The organism is Telluria sp. ZB4P34 (genome assembly GCF_059686055.1).
In genome coordinates, this window is sequence record NZ_JCASIF010000012.1 from 69011 (window position 1) to 90201 (window position 21191).

24 protein-coding genes are annotated in these 21191 nt (G+C 54.3%); 13 read left to right on the plus strand and 11 right to left on the minus strand.

Annotation, left to right across the window (positions count from 1 at the left end; all coding sequences use genetic code 11):
* Nucleotides 1–15 precede the first annotated feature (15 nt).
* A complete protein-coding gene (locus AC56KL_RS17820; RefSeq protein WP_497181508.1) occupies nucleotides 16–657 on the plus strand; it encodes a DUF4136 domain-containing protein in 642 nt (213 codons plus the stop codon).
* A 142-nt stretch (nucleotides 658–799) separates the two neighbouring features.
* Here the strand turns inward: AC56KL_RS17820 and AC56KL_RS17825 are convergent, their stop codons facing one another.
* Genes AC56KL_RS17825 through AC56KL_RS17840 form a run of 4 tightly spaced genes read right to left on the minus strand, consistent with a single transcriptional unit; the run spans nucleotide 800 to nucleotide 3241 of the window.
* The gene (locus tag AC56KL_RS17825; RefSeq protein ID WP_497181509.1) at nucleotides 800–922 is read right to left on the minus strand and encodes a hypothetical protein; all 123 of its coding nucleotides are present in this window, start codon (nucleotides 920–922) and stop codon (nucleotides 800–802) included.
* On the minus strand, nucleotides 919–1893 hold the full coding sequence (locus AC56KL_RS17830) for a quinone oxidoreductase family protein (RefSeq protein WP_497181566.1): 975 nt from the start codon (nucleotides 1891–1893) through the stop codon (nucleotides 919–921). Before AC56KL_RS17830 ends, AC56KL_RS17825 begins: the two co-directional genes overlap by 4 nt.
* Before the next feature lie 26 nt (nucleotides 1894–1919).
* Nucleotides 1920–2324 carry a methylglyoxal synthase gene (locus AC56KL_RS17835; RefSeq protein WP_497181510.1) on the minus strand — a complete coding sequence of 135 codons (405 nt, stop codon included), beginning with the start codon at nucleotides 2322–2324 and terminating at the stop codon, nucleotides 1920–1922.
* Nucleotides 2321–3241 carry a DMT family transporter gene (locus AC56KL_RS17840; RefSeq protein ID WP_497181511.1) on the minus strand — a complete coding sequence of 307 codons (921 nt, stop codon included), beginning with the start codon at nucleotides 3239–3241 and terminating at the stop codon, nucleotides 2321–2323. Before AC56KL_RS17840 ends, AC56KL_RS17835 begins: the two co-directional genes overlap by 4 nt.
* 213 nt (nucleotides 3242–3454) lie before the next feature.
* On the opposite strand from AC56KL_RS17840, the gene AC56KL_RS17845 reads away from it, so the two are divergent.
* The 3 genes from AC56KL_RS17845 to AC56KL_RS17855 all read left to right on the plus strand — a co-directional run bounded on the left by AC56KL_RS17845 (nucleotide 3455) and on the right by AC56KL_RS17855 (nucleotide 5271).
* The gene (locus tag AC56KL_RS17845; protein ID WP_497181512.1) at nucleotides 3455–4216 is read left to right on the plus strand and encodes a copper chaperone; all 762 of its coding nucleotides are present in this window, start codon (nucleotides 3455–3457) and stop codon (nucleotides 4214–4216) included.
* Between the two features lie 305 nt (nucleotides 4217–4521).
* Nucleotides 4522–4944 carry a hypothetical protein gene (locus tag AC56KL_RS17850; protein WP_497181513.1) on the plus strand — a complete coding sequence of 141 codons (423 nt, stop codon included), beginning with the start codon at nucleotides 4522–4524 and terminating at the stop codon, nucleotides 4942–4944.
* Between the two features lie 15 nt (nucleotides 4945–4959).
* Nucleotides 4960–5271 carry a hypothetical protein gene (locus tag AC56KL_RS17855; RefSeq protein ID WP_497181514.1) on the plus strand — a complete coding sequence of 104 codons (312 nt, stop codon included), beginning with the start codon at nucleotides 4960–4962 and terminating at the stop codon, nucleotides 5269–5271.
* Between the two features lie 41 nt (nucleotides 5272–5312).
* Here the strand turns inward: AC56KL_RS17855 and AC56KL_RS17860 are convergent, their stop codons facing one another.
* The 7 genes from AC56KL_RS17860 to AC56KL_RS17890 form a co-directional block, all read right to left on the minus strand.
* Nucleotides 5313–8465, minus strand: a complete 3153-nt coding sequence (locus tag AC56KL_RS17860; RefSeq protein ID WP_497181515.1) for an ATP-dependent DNA helicase — start codon at nucleotides 8463–8465, stop codon at nucleotides 5313–5315.
* The gene (locus AC56KL_RS17865; RefSeq protein ID WP_497181516.1) at nucleotides 8466–8945 is read right to left on the minus strand and encodes a hypothetical protein; all 480 of its coding nucleotides are present in this window, start codon (nucleotides 8943–8945) and stop codon (nucleotides 8466–8468) included.
* Nucleotides 8942–9196 carry a hypothetical protein gene (locus tag AC56KL_RS17870; protein WP_497181517.1) on the minus strand — a complete coding sequence of 85 codons (255 nt, stop codon included), beginning with the start codon at nucleotides 9194–9196 and terminating at the stop codon, nucleotides 8942–8944. Before AC56KL_RS17870 ends, AC56KL_RS17865 begins: the two co-directional genes overlap by 4 nt.
* Complete coding sequence (locus AC56KL_RS17875) at nucleotides 9197–9355, minus strand: hypothetical protein (RefSeq protein WP_497181518.1); 159 nt, start codon at nucleotides 9353–9355, stop codon at nucleotides 9197–9199.
* Between the two features lie 237 nt (nucleotides 9356–9592).
* A complete protein-coding gene (locus AC56KL_RS17880) occupies nucleotides 9593–10864 on the minus strand; it encodes a DUF3987 domain-containing protein (RefSeq protein ID WP_497181519.1) in 1272 nt (423 codons plus the stop codon).
* A 611-nt stretch (nucleotides 10865–11475) separates the two neighbouring features.
* Nucleotides 11476–11787, minus strand: coding sequence for a hypothetical protein (locus AC56KL_RS17885; RefSeq protein ID WP_497181520.1), 312 nt, complete (start codon nucleotides 11785–11787; stop codon nucleotides 11476–11478).
* A 52-nt stretch (nucleotides 11788–11839) separates the two neighbouring features.
* Nucleotides 11840–12880: a site-specific integrase gene (locus AC56KL_RS17890; RefSeq protein WP_497181521.1), complete on the minus strand. Its 1041-nt coding sequence runs from the start codon at nucleotides 12878–12880 to the stop codon at nucleotides 11840–11842.
* A 140-nt stretch (nucleotides 12881–13020) separates the two neighbouring features.
* Here AC56KL_RS17890 and AC56KL_RS17895 point away from each other — a divergent pair, with 140 nt between their 5' ends.
* The 9 genes from AC56KL_RS17895 to AC56KL_RS17935 all read left to right on the plus strand — a co-directional run bounded on the left by AC56KL_RS17895 (nucleotide 13021) and on the right by AC56KL_RS17935 (nucleotide 21186).
* Nucleotides 13021–13746 (plus strand): YebC/PmpR family DNA-binding transcriptional regulator, encoded by a 726-nt coding sequence (locus tag AC56KL_RS17895; RefSeq protein WP_497181522.1) that lies wholly within the window; start codon nucleotides 13021–13023, stop codon nucleotides 13744–13746.
* Nucleotides 13747–13773: 27 nt separating this feature from the next.
* Nucleotides 13774–15045: a phosphoribosylamine--glycine ligase gene (gene purD / locus AC56KL_RS17900; RefSeq protein ID WP_497181523.1), complete on the plus strand. Its 1272-nt coding sequence runs from the start codon at nucleotides 13774–13776 to the stop codon at nucleotides 15043–15045.
* A 118-nt stretch (nucleotides 15046–15163) separates the two neighbouring features.
* Nucleotides 15164–16087, plus strand: coding sequence for an oxygen-dependent coproporphyrinogen oxidase (gene hemF / locus AC56KL_RS17905; protein WP_497181524.1), 924 nt, complete (start codon nucleotides 15164–15166; stop codon nucleotides 16085–16087).
* Nucleotides 16084–16743 carry a nicotinate-nucleotide adenylyltransferase gene (gene nadD / locus AC56KL_RS17910; RefSeq protein ID WP_497181525.1) on the plus strand — a complete coding sequence of 220 codons (660 nt, stop codon included), beginning with the start codon at nucleotides 16084–16086 and terminating at the stop codon, nucleotides 16741–16743. Before hemF ends, nadD begins: the two co-directional genes overlap by 4 nt.
* Nucleotides 16743–17429, plus strand: a complete 687-nt coding sequence (gene rsfS / locus AC56KL_RS17915) for a ribosome silencing factor (protein WP_497181526.1) — start codon at nucleotides 16743–16745, stop codon at nucleotides 17427–17429. Before nadD ends, rsfS begins: the two co-directional genes overlap by 1 nt.
* Nucleotides 17430–17439: 10 nt before the next feature.
* Nucleotides 17440–17910 carry a 23S rRNA (pseudouridine(1915)-N(3))-methyltransferase RlmH gene (rlmH, locus tag AC56KL_RS17920; protein ID WP_277482897.1) on the plus strand — a complete coding sequence of 157 codons (471 nt, stop codon included), beginning with the start codon at nucleotides 17440–17442 and terminating at the stop codon, nucleotides 17908–17910.
* Between the two features lie 11 nt (nucleotides 17911–17921).
* Entirely contained in the window at nucleotides 17922–18539 is a 618-nt protein-coding gene (locus AC56KL_RS17925; protein ID WP_497181527.1) for a Maf family protein, read from the plus strand.
* Nucleotides 18540–18722: 183 nt separating this feature from the next.
* On the plus strand, nucleotides 18723–20195 hold the full coding sequence (gene rng / locus AC56KL_RS17930; protein WP_497181528.1) for a ribonuclease G: 1473 nt from the start codon (nucleotides 18723–18725) through the stop codon (nucleotides 20193–20195).
* Between the two features lie 64 nt (nucleotides 20196–20259).
* Complete coding sequence (locus AC56KL_RS17935; RefSeq protein WP_497181529.1) at nucleotides 20260–21186, plus strand: CHAD domain-containing protein; 927 nt, start codon at nucleotides 20260–20262, stop codon at nucleotides 21184–21186.
* The last annotated feature ends 5 nt before the right edge of the window (nucleotides 21187–21191 follow it).

Here is a 21191-nt window from a genome sequence, read left to right on the forward strand (position 1 = left end):
ACGAGGGAGATAGCAATGAAACGCCTGATGATCGCCGCCGGAGCGGCGTTCGCAATGCTGCTGACGGGGTGCGCCACCACGATCCGCAGCGATGTCACCACCTTCCACCAGTGGCCCGCCCAGGTCGAGGACAAGAGTTATGTATTCGAAGCGCCGCCGGTGCACGACGACACGCTGGAGTACCGCGCCTACCAGGACCTGGTGCGTGGCCAGCTGGCGCGCCTGGGCTTCCGCGACGCCAGCAGCGGCGGCGGCAAGCCGGCGCTGGCGGTATCGATGCGCTTTACCACCACCGAGGTGCCGGTGCGCGTGGTCGAGCCGGTCATGCCCTTCTACCACCCGTTCTACCACCCGATGCAGCGCTTCGGCTACCGCGGCCTGCGCCGTCCGTTCTGGGGCTACCACCCGTTCTACCACGATCCATTCTTCAGCCCGGGCTACCAGGTCTCGATCGAGCACATGTACCGCCGCGAGCTGCAGGTCGGGATCAAGTCGGCCGCCGACGGCAAGCGCCTGTTCGACGTCACCGTGCACAACACCAGCCGCCAGCTGTCCACGCCCGCGCTGATGCCGGCGCTGGTGCAGAGCGCCTTCGAGGGCTTCCCGGGCCCGTCGGGCGTGGCGCGCCGGGTGGAGTTGAAGCAGCAGAACGGCTAATAGGCCGCAACGCAAAACGGAGCCGCTGGCTCCGTTTTTTGTAGGGTGGGCGGGTTTCCCGCCCGCGCGTTCAACGATTGCCAGCACTGCCACGGCATATCGTCCTGAAGCTATTCCCGCGTGGGCGGAGAATCCGCCCACGCTACGTGAAATACGCCTCCGACCCGAAGGTGATCGCCACGATCAGTACCAGCGCGAACGCCAGCACGATCAGCAGCCGCCCGAACTTCGGCGAGCCGTCGTCTTCCTTGTCGGGGCGGCTCATGGCAGCAGCACCGTCGAACCGGTGGTGCGGCGCCCTTCGAGCGCACGGTGCGCCTGCGCCGCATCGGCCAGCGCGAAGCGCTGCTTGACCTCGATCTTCAGCTTCCCGCTCTCCACCATGTCGAACAGCTCGCGCGCCATCGCCTCCAGGGCTTGCCGGTTGGCCGCATAGGCGAACAGCGTCGGCCGCGTGATGTACAGCGAGCCGCGCGACGCCAGTTCGGAAAGTAGAAACGGCGGCACCGCGCCCGAGGCGTTGCCGAAGCTGACCATCAGCCCGCGCGGCTGCAGGCAGTCGAGCGAGCGGATGAAGGTATCCTTGCCCACCGAGTCGTACACCACCGGCACCTTGACCCCGCCGGTAATCTCCCGCACCCGCTGCACCACGTCCTCGGTGCTGTAGTTGATGACGTGGGCCGCCCCATGGGCGCGCGCCAGCGCCGCCTTCTCTTCCGAGCCCACGGTGCCGATCAGCTCGACGCCCAGCGCCCTGGCCCACTGGCAGGCGATCAGCCCGACGCCGCCCGCCGCCGCATGGAACAGGATGGTCTGGCCGGGCTGCAGTGCATAGGTCTGGCGGAACAGGTACTGCACCGTCAGGCCCTGCAGCATCATCGCGGCCCCCAGCTCGAAGGAGATCGCATCGGGCAGTTTCACCAGCATGTCGGCCGGCATGACGCGCGCCCCGCTGTAGGCGCCAGCCGGACCGCCGGCGTAGGCCACCCGGTCACCGGGCGCGACGTGCGTGACGCCCTCGCCCACCGCCTCCACCACGCCGGCGCCTTCCTGGCCCAGGCCGGACGGCAGCGCCATCTTGTACAGGCCGGTGCGGTAATAGGTGTCGATGTAGTTCAGGCCGATCGCATGGTGGCGCACGCGCGCCTCGCCCGGCCCCGGCTCGCCGACCTCGACGTCCACGTAATCGAGTACTTCCGGGCCGCCGGTGGCGGCGATGCGGATTGCTTTGACCAGCATGGGGTTCTCCACATGCGCCTCCTTCAGCCCTGCACGCGGGCGGCCGTCGCCAGCTGCGTCAGCACCAGGCGCGCGGTCGAGACATTGGTGGCGCAGGCGATGTCGTGCACGTCGCAGGCGCGCACCAGCGCATTGATGTCGGGTTCGTGGGGCTGCGGCGTCATCGGGTCGCGCAGGAAGATCACGCAATCGATCTCGCCCTGCACCAGCTGGGCGCCGATCTGCAGGTCGCCGCCGACCGGGCCGGAGTGCTTGCGCTCGACCGTGAGGCCCAGCTCGTTGGCCAGCCGCCCGCCGGTGGTGCCGGTGGCCGACAGCGTGCAGCCCTGGAGGAAATCGCGGTACTCGCCCGCGAGGGCGATCATGTCGTCCTTCTTCTTGTCGTGCGCGATCAATGCAATGCGTGGTGGTCTGTTTGGCGTCGTCATTTTTTCAGCGAGAGAGAATAAATCCCCAGCAGCACCAGGCCGGTGCCGGCCAGCTGCACGCCGGTCACCGGCTCGCCGAGGATCAGCGCACCGAGGAACAGCGTCGACACCGGACCGATCATCCCGGCCTGCGAGGCGGTCGCGGCGCCGATGCGCTGGACCGCGGCCATGGTCATGAACACGGGGAAGATCGTACAGAATACCCCATTCACCAGCGAGAGCCAGTAAACCTCGGCCGGCTGCACCAGCATGCTGCTTGGGCGCAGCAGGAAGAACTGGCCGATGCAGGCCACGCTCGACACGCACATCGCGTACGCCACCAGGCGCAGCGAACCGATGCGCTTGACCATCTCGCCGGTGCCGAGCAGGTAGACGGCATAACAGATGGCCGAGCCCAGCACGAGCAGGGAGCCGATCGCCGTGTCACCCGAGCCACCGGCCAGGTCGTGCACGAACACCAGCACGATGCCGCAGTAGGCCAGGCCCAGCGCCGCCCACTCCACGGCCTTGACGCGCCGCTTGAAGATCGCCACGTTCGCCAGCAGCACGAAGGTGGGAGTCAGGAACAGGATCAGCCGCTCGAGCCCGACCGAGATGTGCTGCAGGCCGAGGAAGTCGAGGTAGCTCGACAGGTAGTAGCCGAGCAGGCCCAGCACCACGATGCGCCAGCGGTCGCTGCCCGATAGCGGCGGCTGGGTCCGCATCTTCCAGAATGCGACGGCCGCAAACACCGGAAGCGAGAACAGCATTCTGAACGCGATCAAGGTTACCGCGTCGATGTGGTAGCGATACAGCAGTTTGGCGACGATGGCCTTCGTAGAAAACAGGACGGCGCCCGCGATGGCGATCGACAGGCCGGCGACGAGCGCTGCACGTGGTAAAGGAGCAGCAGAGTTGGCGGGGGCGCTTGGGTTCATCCGACGATTGTAAGCGTGATCTGCCGGGCTTGCTGGAGCTGGCCCCATCCGCAAGACAGAACGCGGCCGCCGCAGCGCTGTCGAACAGCGCACGTCAACCATACCGAGGAGAGACAGAATGACGAACTCGTCAAACCATGGGCGCAAGCGGCGCCGGGCGGGCGCAAGGATCGTGCGAATGAGGGGTCCGCTCGCGCGGCGCGGGAGCCATCGATGAGCCTGGCCGGCATCGATGAACGCCCGGGCCGGCCGCTGGCGCTGGGCCTGGCCTGGATGGCCCTGCTCGCCTGCACCTGCTGGGCGTGGTTTGCTTTCCACGGCGCCGCGCCGCAGTGGGCCGCCGGCGCCGCGTCCCCGCCGCCGGCGCCCCTGCGCGCGGGCGGGCTGCTGCTATTCGCCATGTGGACCGGGCTGTGCGTGGCGCTGATGCTGCCGGCCGCGGTGGGGGGACTGTTCGTCTACCTGCGTGTCGCGCGCCGCCGCGGGGCCGTGCGCTGGCCGCGCCTGGCGACCTTGCTGTTCGTGCTCGGCTGCCTGCTGGCCTGGGCCGGCTTCGCGGCGCTGGCGACCCTGCTGCACTGGGCCCTGCACGACGCCGGCCTGCTCGAGGCCACGCTGGCGGCCCCCGATCCGGTGCTGGGACTGGCGCTGGTGGCGGCCGGCGCCTGGCAGTGGACCCCGGCCAAGCATGCCTGCCTGCAGCACTGCCGCGCGCCGCTGCCGGGCGTGCTGGTCGACTGGCGCGCCGGCGCGCCTGGCCCGCTGTGGCAGGGAGCGGAACACGGCCGCCTGTGCCTGGGCTGCTGCTGGCTGCTGCTCCTGCTCCTGCTGGGCGGCGGGCCGGGCAATCCGGCCATCGTGCTTGCGGTGGGGCTGCTGGCGCTGGCCGAACTGCAGCTCGAGGAAGGCGCGCTGGCTGCCTGCGTGGCCGGCGCGGCGATGGTCGCCTTGGGAACCTTGTTCTTGTTTCCGTGACATCCCCGGACCGATTTTGCACGAAGGGGCTATGTTAAAATGTCGCCCATTCTTGCATCAGGGAAGCTAGATCACCGGCCGCGCAGCGCGCACCCGGCGCACCGGCTTCCCCTACCGTCTAAGGAAATCTCGACATGGCTGGACACAGCAAATGGGCTTAAAACCAGTCGAACATATCAGCAAATTTTGACGGTGTCAACAAGTACAAGTCATTGATTTTATTGGGTTTTATTTTTAGACGATTTTAAGCAAATCAGTCGAAATCAGCCTGTCTCACCACACCATTGTGTTTTTTTTGTGTTTTTATGCTTGAGATTATACTTGCTGATTTGAGAAGAATTTTTGGCAACAAAGTCCTGCTCACTCCTGAAGACATTGCTGAAATAATTGGCATGTCCGTAGGTCAGCAAGCCAACAAGCGAAGTGAGGGTAAATTTCCGATACCGTATGAAGATGAGACAGGTCGGATAAAAATTAGCATCTATAGCCTTGCTGAGTATCTTGCCAATCACGGTCGGCAACAGGTTAAACAGGCTCTCAAGCACGAAATTTCACTCTCACCTGACAAACCTACTAGAGTGCAGAAAAAAGCCCGTAAAGGGCATCTAGAGAAGGATTGGTGGGCATTTAGACAGAGAGCAATTGTTGCAATCATCAACAGGTCAATTCTAGAATTTGAACTTGCTGTTCAGCCTGAAAAAACGAAGAAGCACATCGGATTCAAATAAAAGCCAACAACAACAATGAAATATATTAAGGCAATATTGATGCTTATTCCCCTTATCATAGGGGTGCTTCTTCCAATAGTTGCCATTGTATTTGGCTTAATGCACATGCTCATAGATGAGCCAAAATCATTCTTGTTCGTTCTGTCGTATTGTGCAGGTATTTCAGGAATATTTTATGTAATATATTTGTTGCTTAAAAATCCTAAGACTGCATTGCCGACAAAAATAATAATTTCAATCTTTGCTGTAATTTTCTTTGTGAAGTCTTGCAATGAATATTCAGGATCTGGCTGTGGATCAAGCCGATATTTTGACTGTGATTACTGACAGATTTTAAACTCTAAAAGCCAGCCTTTCGGTTGGCTTTTTTACATCTTGAGTTTTTTACTGCGAGTTTTTTGACTGCTTAATTTAAGATTTTCAACAAGATCCGCTGACATTTTTTCAGCCGCTCGAATTCTCGCTTCTTCCTTCATTTTTTCTTCCAGTTGGAACTTCGCGCGAAGGACTTCTTGCTTAGTTTTTAAAACTATTAATTCGGCATCTTTTGCTTCTTTTTCTTTGTATTGCCTGAACTGTTCTTCTCTTTCCAATTCTTGTTTTTTCTTATAAATGGCATTAGCAATATCTAGCAAGCCATTCTTATCAGTTTTCTTTTGCAAATTTCCAGGCATAGGTTTTGGCAAACCTCGTTTTGCTTGTGCTTTCATTTGAATAAACTCATCAGCAGATTTTTGACAAGCATCATCATCTAAGGTGGTTGCCTTAACTGCTTCTTTCACTGCATTCTTCTTATATTTTTCAATATCATTTTCGTTTATATATAGTTTGTATTGGTTCTCATGCCTACTTCCATCAACATAACATTTTTGTGCTGATGTATTTGGATTTCCAAGATGGTAGGTATTTTTAACAGTAACACCTTGGCTTTTGTGGCTTGATATTGCAAAGCAATGGTTGAATTTATTGTATTCACCTGAATTAAATTTCACGGTTCTAAATCCATCTTTTTCAGAACCAATTTTCACCTCGATGTTGAAATGCCCATTCTTGGCAATCTCAATTTTCTGAATTATTCCTTGCTCGGCATTGTTGAATAAGTTCGCACTCTTATTGCTTTTATCTTTAAAATTTTGCAAGAATACAATTCTATCCCCTTTGCAAAAACCTCTTTCCTGCTTAACGACAGATAAACCTGATTTTCTCTCAACCTCAATTGATACTTGATTTTTATAATCAATGCCTGAGTTACCTTGCTTTATTAATGCATTACGAATTTTGTCATTGATGTAGTCAATTTCACTATTTAAGCCACAAACAATAATCTTGCTTTCTTCCTTATCGGCTAAATAGTCAGCACATAATTTATCAGCAAGTTTACTGTTATCTTTATCCTTGACAAGCAAGTTATTTTTTTCAAGATTTTCAAAGACCTTATCAATATCCTTATCTCTATAGCCTTCGGCAATTTCTTTAGCAACTTCGTTTTTTTGCCTAGTGTTCTCCTGGAGCCTAGAAATGTCATTTTTATCTAACTGATTTTGGATCTGAACAAAAGCATTCCCGTAAGAAACTGATTGGAGTTGTTTTTGATCTCCTACCAATAACAATTGGGAATTCGACTGTCTAGCCCAATCTGTAATTTTTCGATAATCTTCTGCCCCGATCATTCCTGCTTCATCAAAAATTAAAACGGAGTTCTTATTTTCAGACAAGAACTTTGGTTTAATTTCTCCAGTGTTTAAATCAAATGCCTTAGCAATAAACTGCTTCGTATTCAAACAATTTTGCTCTTCAATATTAGCCTCGGTTAAGGCTTTACTTGTTTTGGTTTGTGTTGAAATACCAAAGACTTTCTTTCCATTCTTTGAGTGGAACAGATTAGCAAATTTTATTACAGACGAAGTTTTGCCTGTTCCAGCATCACCGATAACTAAAGTAATTGCCTTATCCTCGACAATATTCTTACATGCTTCTAACTGTCCGTCTTTCAATGGCTTCTTATTTTCTCTTGCTTCGCTAACAAATTTAGCAAGAATTTTCCTTGAGTTTTCTCTCTCCTCTATACTTGGAATATTCAATGTATTCTTGATTACTTCAATATTTTCCTTGAGTAGTCTTTCATTCAATACAATATCAAGTTTAGTAAATCTTCCGTCTTCCATCTTAATCAATCTATCTTTACCGTTCTCTTTCATTGATAGGGTTTTGATAGTATTTTCAATTGATTTGTTGAAGTCTTCAACACTATTAAACTGCTTTGAGTATTTCAATTCTTGGATAATTGCTTTCCTTAGTTTGGTTTCTTCAATTACTCCATCGGTTTCAAACCCAGCAGTAGATAGAATTTTTTTGTAATCGATCTCTTTGTATTCCTGCCTTGCAGTCTTCTGAACTTCATCAATACTTTCTTGCTCTGCTATAGAAATGTTTTTATTCACTTCATTTTTAACAATTTCTAATATTTCATTCGCATTGTGGTGAATTTTTTCATTTTGGGTATTTCTACGAACCTTATCTGCAAAGGCTGCTTCAGCCTGAACTGTTGAAGAAAAATAATTCCCTTTCTCTTTTTGCTCTTCAATAAATGCTTCAATTTCAGCCTGTCTTTTTGACATGGATAATTCTTGGCTCCTGGTATAACCAGCAATGCGAAAGGTTTCAAAACCATCTTCGGTGGTCATTGCCTCTGTTTTAAAACCAGCCTTCTGAAGTTCTGAATTTAGTAAACCATCATGCATGGCAGAATTTTCAAGCTGTCGCTTGAAAATTTGTTCAGGATCGATAGCAAGCATTTTCTTTTCAAAGACATAGTTGCCTTTATCGTCCTTCATTCTATTGCCGTCTTTATCATGCTTATATAACGAGAATTCAGCAAACGGCACACCTTCATCGTGCTTGTGCAAATGGGGGTCTAAACCCCTATCCTCGTAGTGAGTAAAACTCATCACAAGCCACTTTGTTTGTTGAGGATCAAAATCCTGATATTCGCCTTTCTTGCAACTAGGCTTCAACTGCTTTGCATATTCTGCATACATCATTTCATTGGTTTTTTCTAATGCAGAATTAATTCTATCTCGTTCGTCTTGTGAACCTTTTGCAAAATGAATTGAGACAGACTTTGGAACTGTCGACAGCATCGACAGTCCAGTTTGCTGATTTTCTTTTATGTTGATTAAATTCTTTGATTTTTTTAGTTTGTAACCGTGGATTTTTTCAAACTCATCGTTACCAATTGGGGATTTACCACTCTTCAACTCAGAAAAAACTTTCTTCGAATATTTTATATTCCAAAGGTCAGCAAGACCTCCCGACATCTTTGCCTCATAATGGCTATTTTCTTGGTTGAGATAATTCTCATATGCTTTAAAGTCCATTGTTTCAGGCTTGATGCCTTGTTCGCTCAAATATCTGCTGAACCTTTCTGTATCAAAAGCCAGGTCAGGATTGCTATTGTGTGCTGTTTCAGCATCGGCTAAATAGTCGACTGTTCCTGAACCTGCTTTTGAAATCTTAATCACTTACTTCTCCCATAAACTTTTAACTTTTGAGACAAACGATTTGTCTTTTGCTTTAATCCAATCATTTATTTCTTTAAAAAACTGCTTTTGATTTTTTTCTCGTTCTGCTGACACTGAAAACATTTGACCAACTTGAATCTTTAATTTTTCCACTCTATCTTTTTGCCCAATAATTTCACTGTCAGTTTTATCTAAATTTTCCTTTAAAGTAGAATTTTCAGATTTCAGTGTTCCAATCTCTTCCTTTAGTTTTCCGATCTCGATTGCTAACTGCTGGTATTGAAAAGACATTCTTACGGCTGTTTCTTTAAGTTCTTCGGTTACATTCGCATTCATTTCTTCGTTCATTCGTAGATAAGCATTTTCTATCAACTGCTCTAAAACACTATCAAAAGAACGATTGAAATAATTCCTCAACTGGATCAGTTTTTCATTTTTATCTTTAGTTATCCTAAAAGTTTTTTTTGTTTTCTCCATCATTGCTGACTACTCCCATCAATTATCTCTCTTAAAAAATCTTCCTTTGCTTGGCACCTTGTATAAAAAAGCATAGGTTTTGGTGCATCTTGTGAATTTTTTACATATGTATTTTTATGAAGTTTCTGGCAATAACATGTTAAGAACTCGATCTCATCATTGCTTGATAATCCTACTTTTCCCTCTTGCCAAATCGCATTTGGACAGTCCCAGCAGGCAAACCCATGTTCAGGCTTTAAATTAATGTCTTTCATTTAGTTCTCCCTGCTGTTTGGATAAATCTCGATTTCTCCGTCTTGATAGATGCAACCGAACACACAGTCGTTTGCATCAGCAATGTCGGCACAACCCAAATTTTCTAATTCATCTTCGTCGTAATATCCCATACCGCTATCTGTAAAAATTCTTGCCATAACTTTTCCTCTATATTGTATTTTTCATAATACAAATATATTAAATTTAAAATTAAAGTCAAGTTTTTGAGATGGCTTTTTGCTGGCATGAGAAAAACCCGATAAATAAAGGCTTAAGGGAACCATCAGATTTTCCTTTTGTAAAAAGGAAGTGACCTAGTCAATTTTAGATTTTCTTATTTTTAGATGTAAAAAAACCTGCTCTCGCAGGTTCGTTTTTGCTGTTGCTGGATTTTCTTAGTTCAGTGCAGATGCATCTTCACTATCGTGTTTTTCTTCAACTTTTTCTATATCTAGAACTAGTGAGTGAAGGAGTTTTGCTTCTGCAATGTTCTTTATTTTTCCTTTGAGATATTTGGTAATATCTCGCGGAGTAAATGGTTTATTTTGTTGTTTAAACTTCTCTTTTAACTCAATTGCTCTGTCAATTATACTGTGAGCCTCATTCTCATCATACATATCCAGCATTTTTTTCAGGTCAACAAAATGAGTAAATGTAATTCTATCCGCCCATCTAATATCTTCTTCGTCAATCATGTTGGAACTCTTGTTTAATAGCACATGGTAAAGAAGAGCATATTTCAAGGTCTTAAACTGAGTTCTTCTGAAAAATGAGTATGAAATTCCTTTGAACTGATTGTAATTTTGATGGAAGAGTTTTTCGAATTCTGTGATCGCTCGATCTGACAAATAGAATTTCAGGTGTTCAATGTTACCTATCGTTCTGTTTAATTCATCTTTGATTATTTCAATGCCTTGGTTATGTCTGAGCAATGCTTTTTTCTTATCTCTTTCTTCACAAAATACATAATTGAACCTTTGGGCAAAACCGTCTAATAGCATTTCTTCGGTAATGTATTTAGTGAAGGTTCTATCAACTGTCGAACCATAGATGCTTATTGCAGGTTCATGAGCCACAGTGCTATCTTTTCCTGTGGTCCTGGATATATCAGCATTGTCGTAGGTCTTTAAAAAATAGTCTTTTAACTCAAGTAGATATGTTTGTTGTTCCATTCCTGCTAATAGTTGAGCAAACTCGTCTTTGACGAGTAAACCTTTAGGAGTTTGTGCCAGATTTTGAACATATGCTTTTGCTGTTGTGAACGGCTCTAATTTTTTCAAGTCGACATCTGCAAATAATTTTGAGATGAAACTCTCGACTGTGCTTTTTCCTGATCCAGATGGGGCAAGGATTATGTTCCAAATGTCTGGGTAGATTTTCTGCCCATGTAGATCAATATGAATCTCTTTGCTAAGTAGGTAGCCTGCTAGATAGTGTAAAACACCAAAAAATGCAATTTGATGAGGAAAATCTGTTCCTTTTCTTGTCTGCTCAATCACAAGGTTTAATACAGAATTTACGGGTGTTAGAGCCATAATCCTATCCCAATCATTGCCAGTCTTTATGCTTCTTGATAAACAGTAGAGACTGATAAATTCTGCATATTTTTCTTTGTCGTGCTGGATTTTAGCCAGCATCTCTATCATTTTTGCTCTGTTAAATGCCATTTGATTTCTCCTTTATTTCAACTCATTAAAGCAAAAAAATTCCAAATGTCAACAGATGGAGACAATTTTTTTCTCCTTTTTTCAAAAATATATACCCCCCACCCCCCTATATTTTTCTCCTTTTCTGGCAAGCAGCCCGTATTTATTGGGTTTCAGCCGTTTTTTCTTTTCTCCTTTCTTTCTCCTTGTTCTCCATAAAATCTCTGAAAGCCTTTATGTATCGGATTTATGCTTGATTTTTCCGTTTCGGCATTGAGGTTTGTTATATCGTCTTTATAACAAATTTTTCTCCAAACATAAAAAATCCCCTTGCGGGGATATCTTGGTTAATACTGTAAAAGTTTACATTACCCTTGCTATAGATTTTTACGGTAAAAAACTAAAGATAGGTCCTACAAAGGGCTCCAATTATTAAATATGTACGGTATTCTTTGACTATGAAAACACTCAAGAAAACCCTCATATTTGTTCTTATTATTCTCCTGCCTGGTCCCATGCTTGCTTGGTGGATTTGGAAGAGATTTGTGAATTATCTCAAGAACTTATAAGAAAAGCCCCATGTAGGGGCTTTTGGTTAATACTCAATTTTACAGTAATCTTACTGTATTATTTTACAGTGCATCACCTTTGATAAATTCTTTCACGATGCTCTTGCCAATTTCACGAAGATATTCAGGATCTTTCACGAGATCAAACCAAGTGTCAAACACTCGCCATTGTTCTGCCTTGTCTAACTTTTTAATACATTCAAACGGCTCGGATACATTGCCAGTTAGCCACTGGCTGAGCCAGTAAACCCTTTGCTTCTCATGCTCATTGTTTGATAGTTGTTCAATGGCTTCAAGGTCGAAAACCTCTTTAAATTGGTCTTCGCCAAGGTTAGCCATATGATTTTCATCATTGATAAATTCACTGATTTTCATAATTTCTCGAATGTAAAAGCCCCAACTTGTGGGGCTGTTTGTTTAAAAATACTTACCAAAGTTTATGAAGTATTGATGAAGGTCGCAAATGTGCATACCTTTTAAGAGAATTTAGACTTGCATGTCCTGTAATAGAAGCAATCTCCATATCGGTCAAATTTGGTGCTTTTTCGTAGAATCGGCTAGTCCCTTCGTGCCTCAGATCATGCCATCGAATGTCATGTATTTCTGCCTTATTACAACAAATTTTAAACTGTCGGCTGAGTTGATGTTCGCTTACATCGTAAAAATCGAATACCCGTTTATTTCTCTTGTTTTCAGGATTGTGATGTTTCTTAATCCACTGCAAGATCTTTCTTGCTGTTGAACTGATTGGGATTTTTCGGGTTTTTTTAGTTTTAGTATTTTTTGCCAAGAATGTTACTTCTTGATTTTTAATATCAACTTCGCTCCACTCCAACTTCAACATTTCGCCAATCCTGCAAGCAGTCTCAATTGCAAATAAAACTGTAAGTTTTAATTCTTTTTGTTTAACTCGGCATCGATGTTTGATTGTCTTGAAAAGTTCAGCAGTTTCATCACGGCTAAACCGTCGTTCTCGTTGGGTTGAACCTGTCGGACATTTGGCAAGTTTGAAAATCTCTTGACTATAGCCGTGTTGAACACTGTGATGTTCAAGAACATTTTTTAAGGCTACATAGTAATGGTAAACCGTCGACGGCTCGTTTATTTCTAACCGTTTATCAATCCATTTTTGAAGAATTTTTGCGGTCAAACTTCCAACGGTGAAATGTTCAAATTCTGTCTTCAAAAAATGTAACCTGTTAAAATGCTTCTTTGTCTTTAAGACTCTTTGCTTGTTTGGGTTCTTGATATACCAATCAATTACTTCTGAAATTTTAAGTTTTGTGTTGGATTTTGAGGTGATCGTCTTGTTGTTTAAGACATTTGCCTCATTGACAATTGCCCATCTGGTAGCCTCTTCTTTGGTTGCAAAGGTCTTACTTTTGGGCGGGTAGCCCGTTCGTCGTATCTGCACTTGAAACGACTTCACCTTGGTCGTAGGATGGGTCCTCTCGTAGATGCTTGCCATCTATGATGCTCCTGGTTGTGTGTTTTTTTGAGATAATAACTGACTGACGGAAACGACATTGTGTTTTTGTTGTGTTTTTCGGCTGAGTCAGCCAACACAAATGTCTCTAACTTACTGATTTTAAAAGAGAATATTTAAAAATGGCTGGACACAGCAAATGGGCCAACATCAAGCATAAGAAAGCCGCCACCGACGCCAAGCGCGGCAAGATCTGGACGCGCCTGATCAAGGAGATCACCGTGGCCGCACGCATGGGCGGCAGCGACATCGCTTCCAACCCGCGTCTGCGCCTGGCAGTTGAAAAAGCGGCCGATGCGAATATGCCGAAGGATAACGTCACGCGCGCGATCCAGCGCGGCGCCGGCGAGCTCGAAGGCGTCGCCTACGAGGAAATCCGCTACGAAGGCTACGGCATCGGCGGCGCGGCCATCATCGTCGACTGCCTGACCGACAACCGCGTGCGCACCGTGGCCGAAGTGCGCCACGCCTTCAACAAGTACGGCGGCAACATGGGCACCGAGGGTTCGGTGGCTTTCATGTTCAAGCACGTCGGCCAGTTCCAGTTCGCGCCGGGCGTGGACGAGGACAAGCTGATGGAGGCGGCGCTCGAATCGGGCGCCGACGACGTGGTGCAGGACGAGGAAGGCGGCTTCGAAGTGCTGTGCCACCCGTTCTCCTATTCCGGCGTGAAGGAAGCGCTGGAAAAGGCCGGCTTCAAGGCCGAGGTATCGGAAGTCATCATGAAGCCGGACAACGAGACCGTCCTCACCGGCGAAGACGCCGTCAAGATGCAGAAGATCCTCGACGCGCTGGAAAACCTGGACGACGTCCAGGACGTCTACACCAACGCGATCATCGAAGAGTAAACACGAAGAGCAAGCGGAAAAACCACCATGAAAATCCTCGTAGTCGGCTCCGGCGGCCGTGAACATGCCCTGTCCTGGAAACTGGCGCAGTCGGAACGGGTCCAGACAGTCTTCGTCGCTCCCGGCAACGGTGGCACCGCGCTGGACACGCGCCTGGTGAACGTCGAGATCACCGACCCGGCCGCGCTGGCCGACTTCGCGGTGGCCGAAGGCGTGGCCCTGACCCTGGTCGGTCCCGAAGCGCCGCTGGCGGCCGGCATCGTCAACCTGTTCCGCGCGCGCGGCCTGAAGATCTTCGGCCCGACGAAAGAAGCGGCGCAGCTGGAAAGCTCGAAGGATTTCGCCAAGGCCTTCATGCAGCGCCACGGCATCCCGACCGCGAAGTACCAGAGCTTCTCGCATGCCGCCGACGCCCATGCCTACGTCGATGCGAACGGCGCCCCGATCGTCATCAAGGCCGACGGCCTGGCCGCCGGCAAGGGCGTGGTGGTGGCCATGACGCTGGAAGAGGCTCATTCTGCCGTCGACCACATGCTGTCGGATAACGCCTTCGGCGACGCCGGCGCGCGCATCGTCATCGAGGAATTCCTGGCCGGCGAAGAAGCCAGCTTCATCGTCATGTGCGACGGCAAGAATGTGCTGGCGCTCGCGACCAGCCAGGACCACAAGCGCCTGAAAGACAACGACGAAGGCCCGAACACGGGCGGCATGGGCGCCTACTCCCCTGCCCCGATCGTGACCCCGTCGATGCACGCGCGCGTGATGCGCGAGATCATCAATCCGACCATCCAGGGCATGGCCAAGGACGGCATCGTCTTCACCGGCTTCCTGTATGCGGGACTGATGATCGACGGCGAAGGCAACCCGCGTACGCTGGAATTCAACTGCCGCATGGGCGACCCGGAAACCCAGCCGATCATGGCGCGCCTGAAAAGCGACCTGGCCACCGTGCTCGACCACGCCTGCAACGGCAGCCTCGACGCGGTCGAGCTGGAATGGGACCGCCGCACCGCCGTGGGCGTCGTCCTGGCCGCCGCAGGCTATCCGGACAGCCCGCGCAAGGGCGACGTCATCGACGGCATCCCGGCCGAGACGCCGGAATGCGTGACGTTCCATGCCGGCACCCAGCTGGTGGGCGGCTCGCTGCAGACCAACGGCGGACGCGTGCTGTGCGTGGTCGGCCTGGGCGACAGCATCAGGATGGCGCAGAAGCAGTCCTATGAGACGGTGGAGAAGATCCACTTCAACGGCGCCCAGTACCGCCGCGACATCGGCTGGCGCGGCCTGAAGCAGGGCTGAAGCCGTAGGCTTCTTCAACAGCAGCTTCCACAATGCCCGGCCCGCAGCATGCGGGCCGTTTTTGTCGGGGCAGCGGCCGCGGTGTACAATCGCCCCTTTTGAAACCGACCCATTCTCCATGTCCATCCCCAACCCCGACGCCGTCAAGGCCTGGCTGCTCGACCTGCAGGAGCGCATCGTGCATGCGCTCGAGGCGGTCGACGGCAAGCCCTTCCTGGCCGACAGCTGGGAACGGGCCGAAGGCGGCGGCGGGATCTCGCGCCTGATCGAAGAGGGCAATGTCTTCGAGCGCGGCGGCTGCAATTTCTCGCACGTGCGCGGCGCCAGCCTGCCGCCATCGGCGATGGCCGCGCGCCCCGAGCTGGCGGGCCGCGCCTGGGAAGCGATGGGGGTGTCGCTGGTGCTGCACCCGCGCAACCCGTATGCGCCGACCGTGCACATGAACGTGCGCTTCTTCGAAGCTACGGCTGAGGGCAAGGACCCGGTCTGGTGGTTCGGCGGCGGCATGGACCTGACGCCCTATTACGGCAACGCGGACGATGCGCGCCACTTCCACCAGGTCTGCCATGACGCGCTGGCGCCGTATGGCGCCGACCTGCACCCGCGCTTCAAGCGCTGGTGCGACGAGTATTTCTACCTGAAGCACCGCAAGGAGCCGCGCGGCGTGGGCGGCATCTTCTTCGACGACTTCAACGAGACCGGCTTCGACGCCGCGTTCGCCATGGTCAAGCGGGTCGGCGACGGCTTCCTGGACGCCTACCTACCGATCGTCGAGGCGCGCAAGGACCTGCCCTATGGCGAGCGCGAGCGCGACTTCCAGGCTTACCGGCGCGGACGCTATGTCGAGTTCAACCTCGTGTGGGACCGCGGCACCCTGTTCGGCCTGCAGTCGGGCGGCCGCACCGAGGCGATCCTCATGTCGATGCCGCCGATCGTGAAATGGCGCTACGACTGGCATCCGGAAGCGGGCAGCCCCGAAGCCGCGCTGTACACCGACTTCCTCGTCCACCGCGACTGGCTGGACGCCGGACCACATTCGTGAACCCCTGCATTGCCCTGCTGGGTGGCAGCTTCGACCCGGTGCACCACGGCCACGTCGCGCTGGCCGCCCTGTTCGCCGACCTGTTGCGGCCCGACCAGCTGCGCATCCTGCCGGCCCGTCCGTGGCAGAAGGGCAGCCTGCAGGCCAGCGACGCCCAGCGCGTGGCGATGCTGGAACTGGCCTTCGCCGGCCAGCCCTTCCCGGTCACGATCGACCTGCAGGAGATCGAACGCGGCAGCGCCACCTATACCGTGGACACGCTGCGCGGCCTGCGCGCGGAACTGGGCGAGGCTGCCTCGATCGTCTTCGTGATGGGCGCCGACCAGTTGCAAAAGCTCGACACCTGGCGCGACTGGCCCGTGCTGTTCAGCCTGGCTAACCTCGGCGTGGCGGCACGCCCGGGCTATGCACTGGACCAGGACAAGCTGCCGCCCGCGGTGGCCCAGGCGCTCGCAGGACGACTGGCGACGCCCGCGGAAGTGCGCGCTACGCCCTGCGGCAAGGTATGCCTGGCACACACTTTAGCGGTCAACATTTCCGCAACCCAAGTCCGACACCGCTTACGCGCGGGCGACAAGAAGGGCACAGACATAAGCGCGCTCCTTCCGCCGCAAGTGCTAGACTATATTCAACAACACAACTTATACAAAAGCTAATGGATATCAAGAAACTGCAAACGCTCGTCGTCGACGCCCTCGAGGACGTCAAGGGCCAGGACATTGTCCTGTTCGACACGATGCACCTGACCAGCCTGTTCGACCGCATCGCGGTCGTCTCGGGCACCTCGAACCGCCAGACGAAGGCGCTGGCCGCCTCGGTGCGCGACAAGGTCAAGGCAGCAGGCGGCGATGTCGTGGGCCTGGAAGGCGAGGACACCGGCGAATGGGTGCTGGTCGACCTGGGCGACATGATCGTCCACATCATGCAGCCGGCCATCCGCCAGTACTACCGCCTGGAAGAAATCTGGGGCGAGAAGCCGGTCAAGCTGGGCGCCGCCAAGCGCAAGTCGACGCCGGAAGCGGCCGAGGCAGCCGAGTCGAAGACCAAGTCGAAGCACCTGGCCGCCAACAAGGACGAGCCGGAAGCCCAGCCGGTCAACGAGCGCAAGCCTGCCGCCAAGCGCGCCGCCAAGACCGCTACCGGCGCCACCGCCGCGAAGAAGCCGGCCGCCAAGAAGGTTCCGACCGGAAAGACCGTGAAGGTCGCGCCGAGCAAGAGCGAAGTCGCCGCCGTCGAAGCCACCAAGGCCAAGCCGCCGAAGCGTACCCCAAAGGCTGCTGCCCCCGCAGATGCCGAGCCGGTGAAAAAAGTGATCCGCCGCGTGAAGAAGGCCGCCGAATAAGCGCCTTCTCATGCAGCTGATCATTGCCGCAGTCGGGCACAAGATGCCGGCCTGGATCGAATCCGGGTTCGGCGAGTATACGAAGCGCATGCCGCCCGAGCTGCGCATCGTGCTCAAGGAAATCAAGCCGGTCGAACGCTCCGGCAGCAAGACTGCCGCCACCGCGATGGCGCTTGAGCGCGAGCGCATCGAAGCCGTGCTGCCGAAAGGCGTGCGCATCATCGCCCTCGATGAACGCGGAAAGGACCTGACCAGCGTCGGCCTGTCGCAGATGCTGGAGCAGTGGCAGCAGGATGGGCGCGACACCGCCTTCCTGATCGGCGGCGCCGACGGTCTCGACCCTGCCCTGAAGGCGCGCGCCGAAGGCATGATCCGCATCTCCAGCATGACGCTGCCGCACGGAATCGTGCGCGTCATGCTGGCGGAACAGTTGTACCGTGCCTGGTCGATCACCCAGAACCACCCGTATCACCGCGTCTGAAGCGCTCCCAGATGAAACTTACCGACAAGAAGATCTACCTCGCCTCGAAGAGCCCGCGCAGGCGCGAACTGCTGCGCCAGGTCGGCGTGGAATTCGAACTGCTGATGCTGCGCGGCGACCCGGCGCGCGGCATCGACGTCAGCGAAGACGTGCTGCCGGGCGAAGACCCGCACGCCTACGTGGCGCGCGTGGCCAGGGAAAAAGGCGCCTTCGCCTGGAACATTCTGCAGATGCGCCGCCAGCCGCTGCGCCCGGTGCTGACGGCGGATACCACCGTCACCATCGACGGCGAAATCCTGGGCAAGCCGGCCGACCATGCCGAAGCAGTTGCCATGCTCGAGCGCCTGTCCGGGCGCACGCACGAGGTGCTGACCTCGGTGGCGGTGCATGCGGAGCGCGTCGCCGAGCAGCTCACGCAGGTGTCGACGGTGCGCTTCGCCACCCTCACTCCGGCCCAGATCCAGACCTACTGCGCCACGCCGGAACCCTACGACAAGGCCGGCGGCTACGGCATCCAGGGACTGGCCGCGCTGTTCGTCGAGCACATCGAGGGCAGCCATTCGGGAATCATGGGGCTGCCGCTGTTCGAGACGGCGAACCTGCTGCGCAAGGCGGGCTACCCCGTGTAGGGTGGTCGGCTTCGCCGGCCGCGCGTTCAAATCACGCATGAATTGACGCGCCGCGACGGCATTGGCGTTGGTTGAACGCGCGGTCGGCAGAGCCGACCACCCTACGTAAAACCCTCTGCCCGGCCTCCTTCGCGTGCGCCCACCGTGTATCATGTCACTCTGAACAATACTGCACGGCCGGCCATGAACGAAGACATCCTCATCAACATCACCCCGCAGGAAACGCGCGTGGCGCTGATCCTGCAGGGCGCTGTGCAGGAACTGCACATCGAGCGCACCCTCACGCGCGGGTTGGCGGGGAACGTCTATCTCGGCAAGGTCGTGCGCGTCCTGCCGGGCATGCAGTCGGCCTTCATCGACATCGGCCTGGAGCGCGCGGCTTTCCTGCACGTGGCCGATATCTGGGAAGCGCGCAACCACGAAGGCCCCAACGGCGCCCTGGCCGCGCCCACGCCCATCGAAAAGCTGCTGTTCGACGGCCAGGTCCTGACCGTGCAGGTCATCAAGGACCCGATCGGCACCAAGGGCGCGCGCCTGTCCACCCAGATCTCGATCGCGGGCCGCATGCTGGTCTACCTGCCGCAGGACCAGCACATCGGCATCTCGCAGAAGATCGAGAAGGAAGCCGACCGCGAGCACCTGCGCACCCGCCTGACCAACCTGCTGCCCAAGGAAGAACGGGGCGGCTACATCGTGCGCACCCAGGCCGAGGAAGCCTCGGATGCGGACCTGGCCGCCGACGTCGACTACCTGCGCAAGACCTGGGCCGCGGTGCAGCAGGGCGCGCGCACCCGGCCGCCCACCTCGCTGCTCTACCAGGACCTGAACCTGGCCCAGCGCGTCCTGCGCGACTTCGTAACCGACGAGACCGCCACCATCCAGGTCGACTCGCGCGAGAACTACAACATGCTGGTCGAGTTCGCGCAGGTCTACACCCCGAGCGTGCTGTCGCGCCTCACCCACTACACCGGCGAGCGTCCGCTGTTCGACCTGTACGGCGTGGAGGAAGAAATCCTGCGCGCCCTCGGCCGGCGCGTGGACCTGAAAAGCGGCGGCTACCTGATCGTCGACCAGACCGAGGCGATGACGACCATCGACGTCAACACCGGCGGCTACGTCGGCGGGCGCAACTTCGCCGACACCATCTTCAAGACCAACCTGGAAGCGGCGCACGCCATCGCGCGCCAGCTGCGCCTGCGCAACCTGGGCGGCATCATCATCCTCGACTTCATCGACATGGAGAACAACGAGCACCGCAACGCCGTGCTCGCGGAACTGAAAAAAACCCTGGCGCGCGACCGCACCAAGGTCTCCGTCAGCGGCTTCTCGGCCCTCGGCCTGGTCGAGATGACGCGCAAGCGCACGCGCGAATCGCTGGCCCACATCCTGTGCGAGCCCTGCCCGGCCTGCAGCGGCAAGGGGCAAGTGAAAACCTCGCGCACGATCTGCTACGAGATCCTGCGCGAACTGCTGCGCGAGGCCAAGCAGTTCAACCCGCGCGAGTTCCGCATCGTCGCCTCGCAGGAGGTGATCGACCTGTTCCTGGAAGAAGAATCGCAGCACCTGGCCATGCTGGGCGACTTCATCGGCAAGCGCATCTCGCTGCAGGTGGAAAAGGGCTACCACCAGGAACAGTACGATGTCATCCTGATGTAACAATCGGGCGGCGCGCCAGCCCCATGCCGGTATGATGGTCTCGACATACAAGGCAAGGACATCGATGGAAACCGAACCGACATTGACCCTGGCAGCATCCAAGGAAGCGGCGCCGGCAGCCGTCAAGGCGGCGCGCGTGCGCCTGAAGCGCAAGATGCGCATGGAAGATGCGCTCCAGTGCATCGGCCTGAACTGCCTGGCGCAGGTCGAAGCCAACCGCCCGGGCGTGCTGGCGCAAAACGCCGAGAGCCTGCACCAGATGCGCGTCGGCCTGCGCCGCCTGCGCGCCCTGCTCGCCATGTTCCGCGAACTGGCCCCGCTGCCGTCCGAACTGCAGCAGGAACTCGACTGGCTGTCCGGCGAACTGGGCGCCACGCGCGACTGGGACGTACTGGCCGACACCACCCTCCCGACACTGGGCGGCATCCATACCGAAGCCCTGCAGGCGGCGGCGCGCGAGCGCGCCCGCCTGCTCCACCGCGAGCTGCTCGGCACGCTGCAGTCGCCGCGCGCCGCCAGGCTGCTGCAGGACATGCACGACTGGCTGCATGGCCGCCAGTGGCGTCCCGCCGCCGGCCTGTCGCCGGACGATCCGCTGGAGCAAGCCGCCCTCGACGGACTGGTGCCGCTCATGCGCAAGGCCCGCAAACGCCTGCGCAAGCGCATCAAGTCGCTCGACGAGCACGACGCCGACGCCCGCCATCGCGTACGCATCGCGGCCAAGAAGGCGCGCTATGCGGCCGAATTCTTCCGCGACCTGCTGCCGGCCAAGGACGCCAAGGCCTATATAAAGGCCTTGTCGAGCGTGCAGGACCGGCTCGGGCGCCTGAACGACCTCGCCGTGGCCGGCAAGCTGCTGCCGGTGCTCGAGAACAGTGGCCATGCGCACGACGGCGCCTATGCGCGCGGCTGGGTGGGCGGGGCCGCCAGCACCGCGGCCGACGGCCTGGGTGACGCGCTGGCCAAGGCCGCGCGCCTGAAGCTGCCGTAAAGCCG

What these genes read in the sequence shown, in the direction of transcription:
- AC56KL_RS17840 (WP_497181511.1), bottom strand. Translation starts at nt 3,241, where the DNA reads ATGAACCCAAGCGCCCCCGCCAACTCTGCTGCTCCTTTACCACGTGCA.
- AC56KL_RS17845 (WP_497181512.1), top strand. Translation starts at nt 3,455, where the DNA reads ATGAGCCTGGCCGGCATCGATGAACGCCCGGGCCGGCCGCTGGCGCTG.
- AC56KL_RS17850 (WP_497181513.1), top strand. Translation starts at nt 4,522, where the DNA reads ATGCTTGAGATTATACTTGCTGATTTGAGAAGAATTTTTGGCAACAAA.
- purD (WP_497181523.1), top strand. Translation starts at nt 13,774, where the DNA reads ATGAAAATCCTCGTAGTCGGCTCCGGCGGCCGTGAACATGCCCTGTCC.
- hemF (WP_497181524.1), top strand. Translation starts at nt 15,164, where the DNA reads ATGTCCATCCCCAACCCCGACGCCGTCAAGGCCTGGCTGCTCGACCTG.
- rsfS (WP_497181526.1), top strand. Translation starts at nt 16,743, where the DNA reads ATGGATATCAAGAAACTGCAAACGCTCGTCGTCGACGCCCTCGAGGAC.
- rlmH (WP_277482897.1), top strand. Translation starts at nt 17,440, where the DNA reads ATGCAGCTGATCATTGCCGCAGTCGGGCACAAGATGCCGGCCTGGATC.
- AC56KL_RS17870 (WP_497181517.1), bottom strand. Translation starts at nt 9,196, where the DNA reads ATGAAAGACATTAATTTAAAGCCTGAACATGGGTTTGCCTGCTGGGAC.
- AC56KL_RS17880 (WP_497181519.1), bottom strand. Translation starts at nt 10,864, where the DNA reads ATGGCATTTAACAGAGCAAAAATGATAGAGATGCTGGCTAAAATCCAG.
- AC56KL_RS17820 (WP_497181508.1), top strand. Translation starts at nt 16, where the DNA reads ATGAAACGCCTGATGATCGCCGCCGGAGCGGCGTTCGCAATGCTGCTG.
- rng (WP_497181528.1), top strand. Translation starts at nt 18,723, where the DNA reads ATGAACGAAGACATCCTCATCAACATCACCCCGCAGGAAACGCGCGTG.
- AC56KL_RS17865 (WP_497181516.1), bottom strand. Translation starts at nt 8,945, where the DNA reads ATGATGGAGAAAACAAAAAAAACTTTTAGGATAACTAAAGATAAAAAT.
- AC56KL_RS17875 (WP_497181518.1), bottom strand. Translation starts at nt 9,355, where the DNA reads ATGGCAAGAATTTTTACAGATAGCGGTATGGGATATTACGACGAAGAT.
- AC56KL_RS17835 (WP_497181510.1), bottom strand. Translation starts at nt 2,324, where the DNA reads ATGACGACGCCAAACAGACCACCACGCATTGCATTGATCGCGCACGAC.
- AC56KL_RS17855 (WP_497181514.1), top strand. Translation starts at nt 4,960, where the DNA reads ATGAAATATATTAAGGCAATATTGATGCTTATTCCCCTTATCATAGGG.
- AC56KL_RS17885 (WP_497181520.1), bottom strand. Translation starts at nt 11,787, where the DNA reads ATGAAAATCAGTGAATTTATCAATGATGAAAATCATATGGCTAACCTT.
- AC56KL_RS17890 (WP_497181521.1), bottom strand. Translation starts at nt 12,880, where the DNA reads ATGGCAAGCATCTACGAGAGGACCCATCCTACGACCAAGGTGAAGTCG.
- AC56KL_RS17825 (WP_497181509.1), bottom strand. Translation starts at nt 922, where the DNA reads ATGAGCCGCCCCGACAAGGAAGACGACGGCTCGCCGAAGTTCGGGCGG.
- AC56KL_RS17925 (WP_497181527.1), top strand. Translation starts at nt 17,922, where the DNA reads ATGAAACTTACCGACAAGAAGATCTACCTCGCCTCGAAGAGCCCGCGC.
- AC56KL_RS17895 (WP_497181522.1), top strand. Translation starts at nt 13,021, where the DNA reads ATGGCTGGACACAGCAAATGGGCCAACATCAAGCATAAGAAAGCCGCC.
- AC56KL_RS17935 (WP_497181529.1), top strand. Translation starts at nt 20,260, where the DNA reads ATGGAAACCGAACCGACATTGACCCTGGCAGCATCCAAGGAAGCGGCG.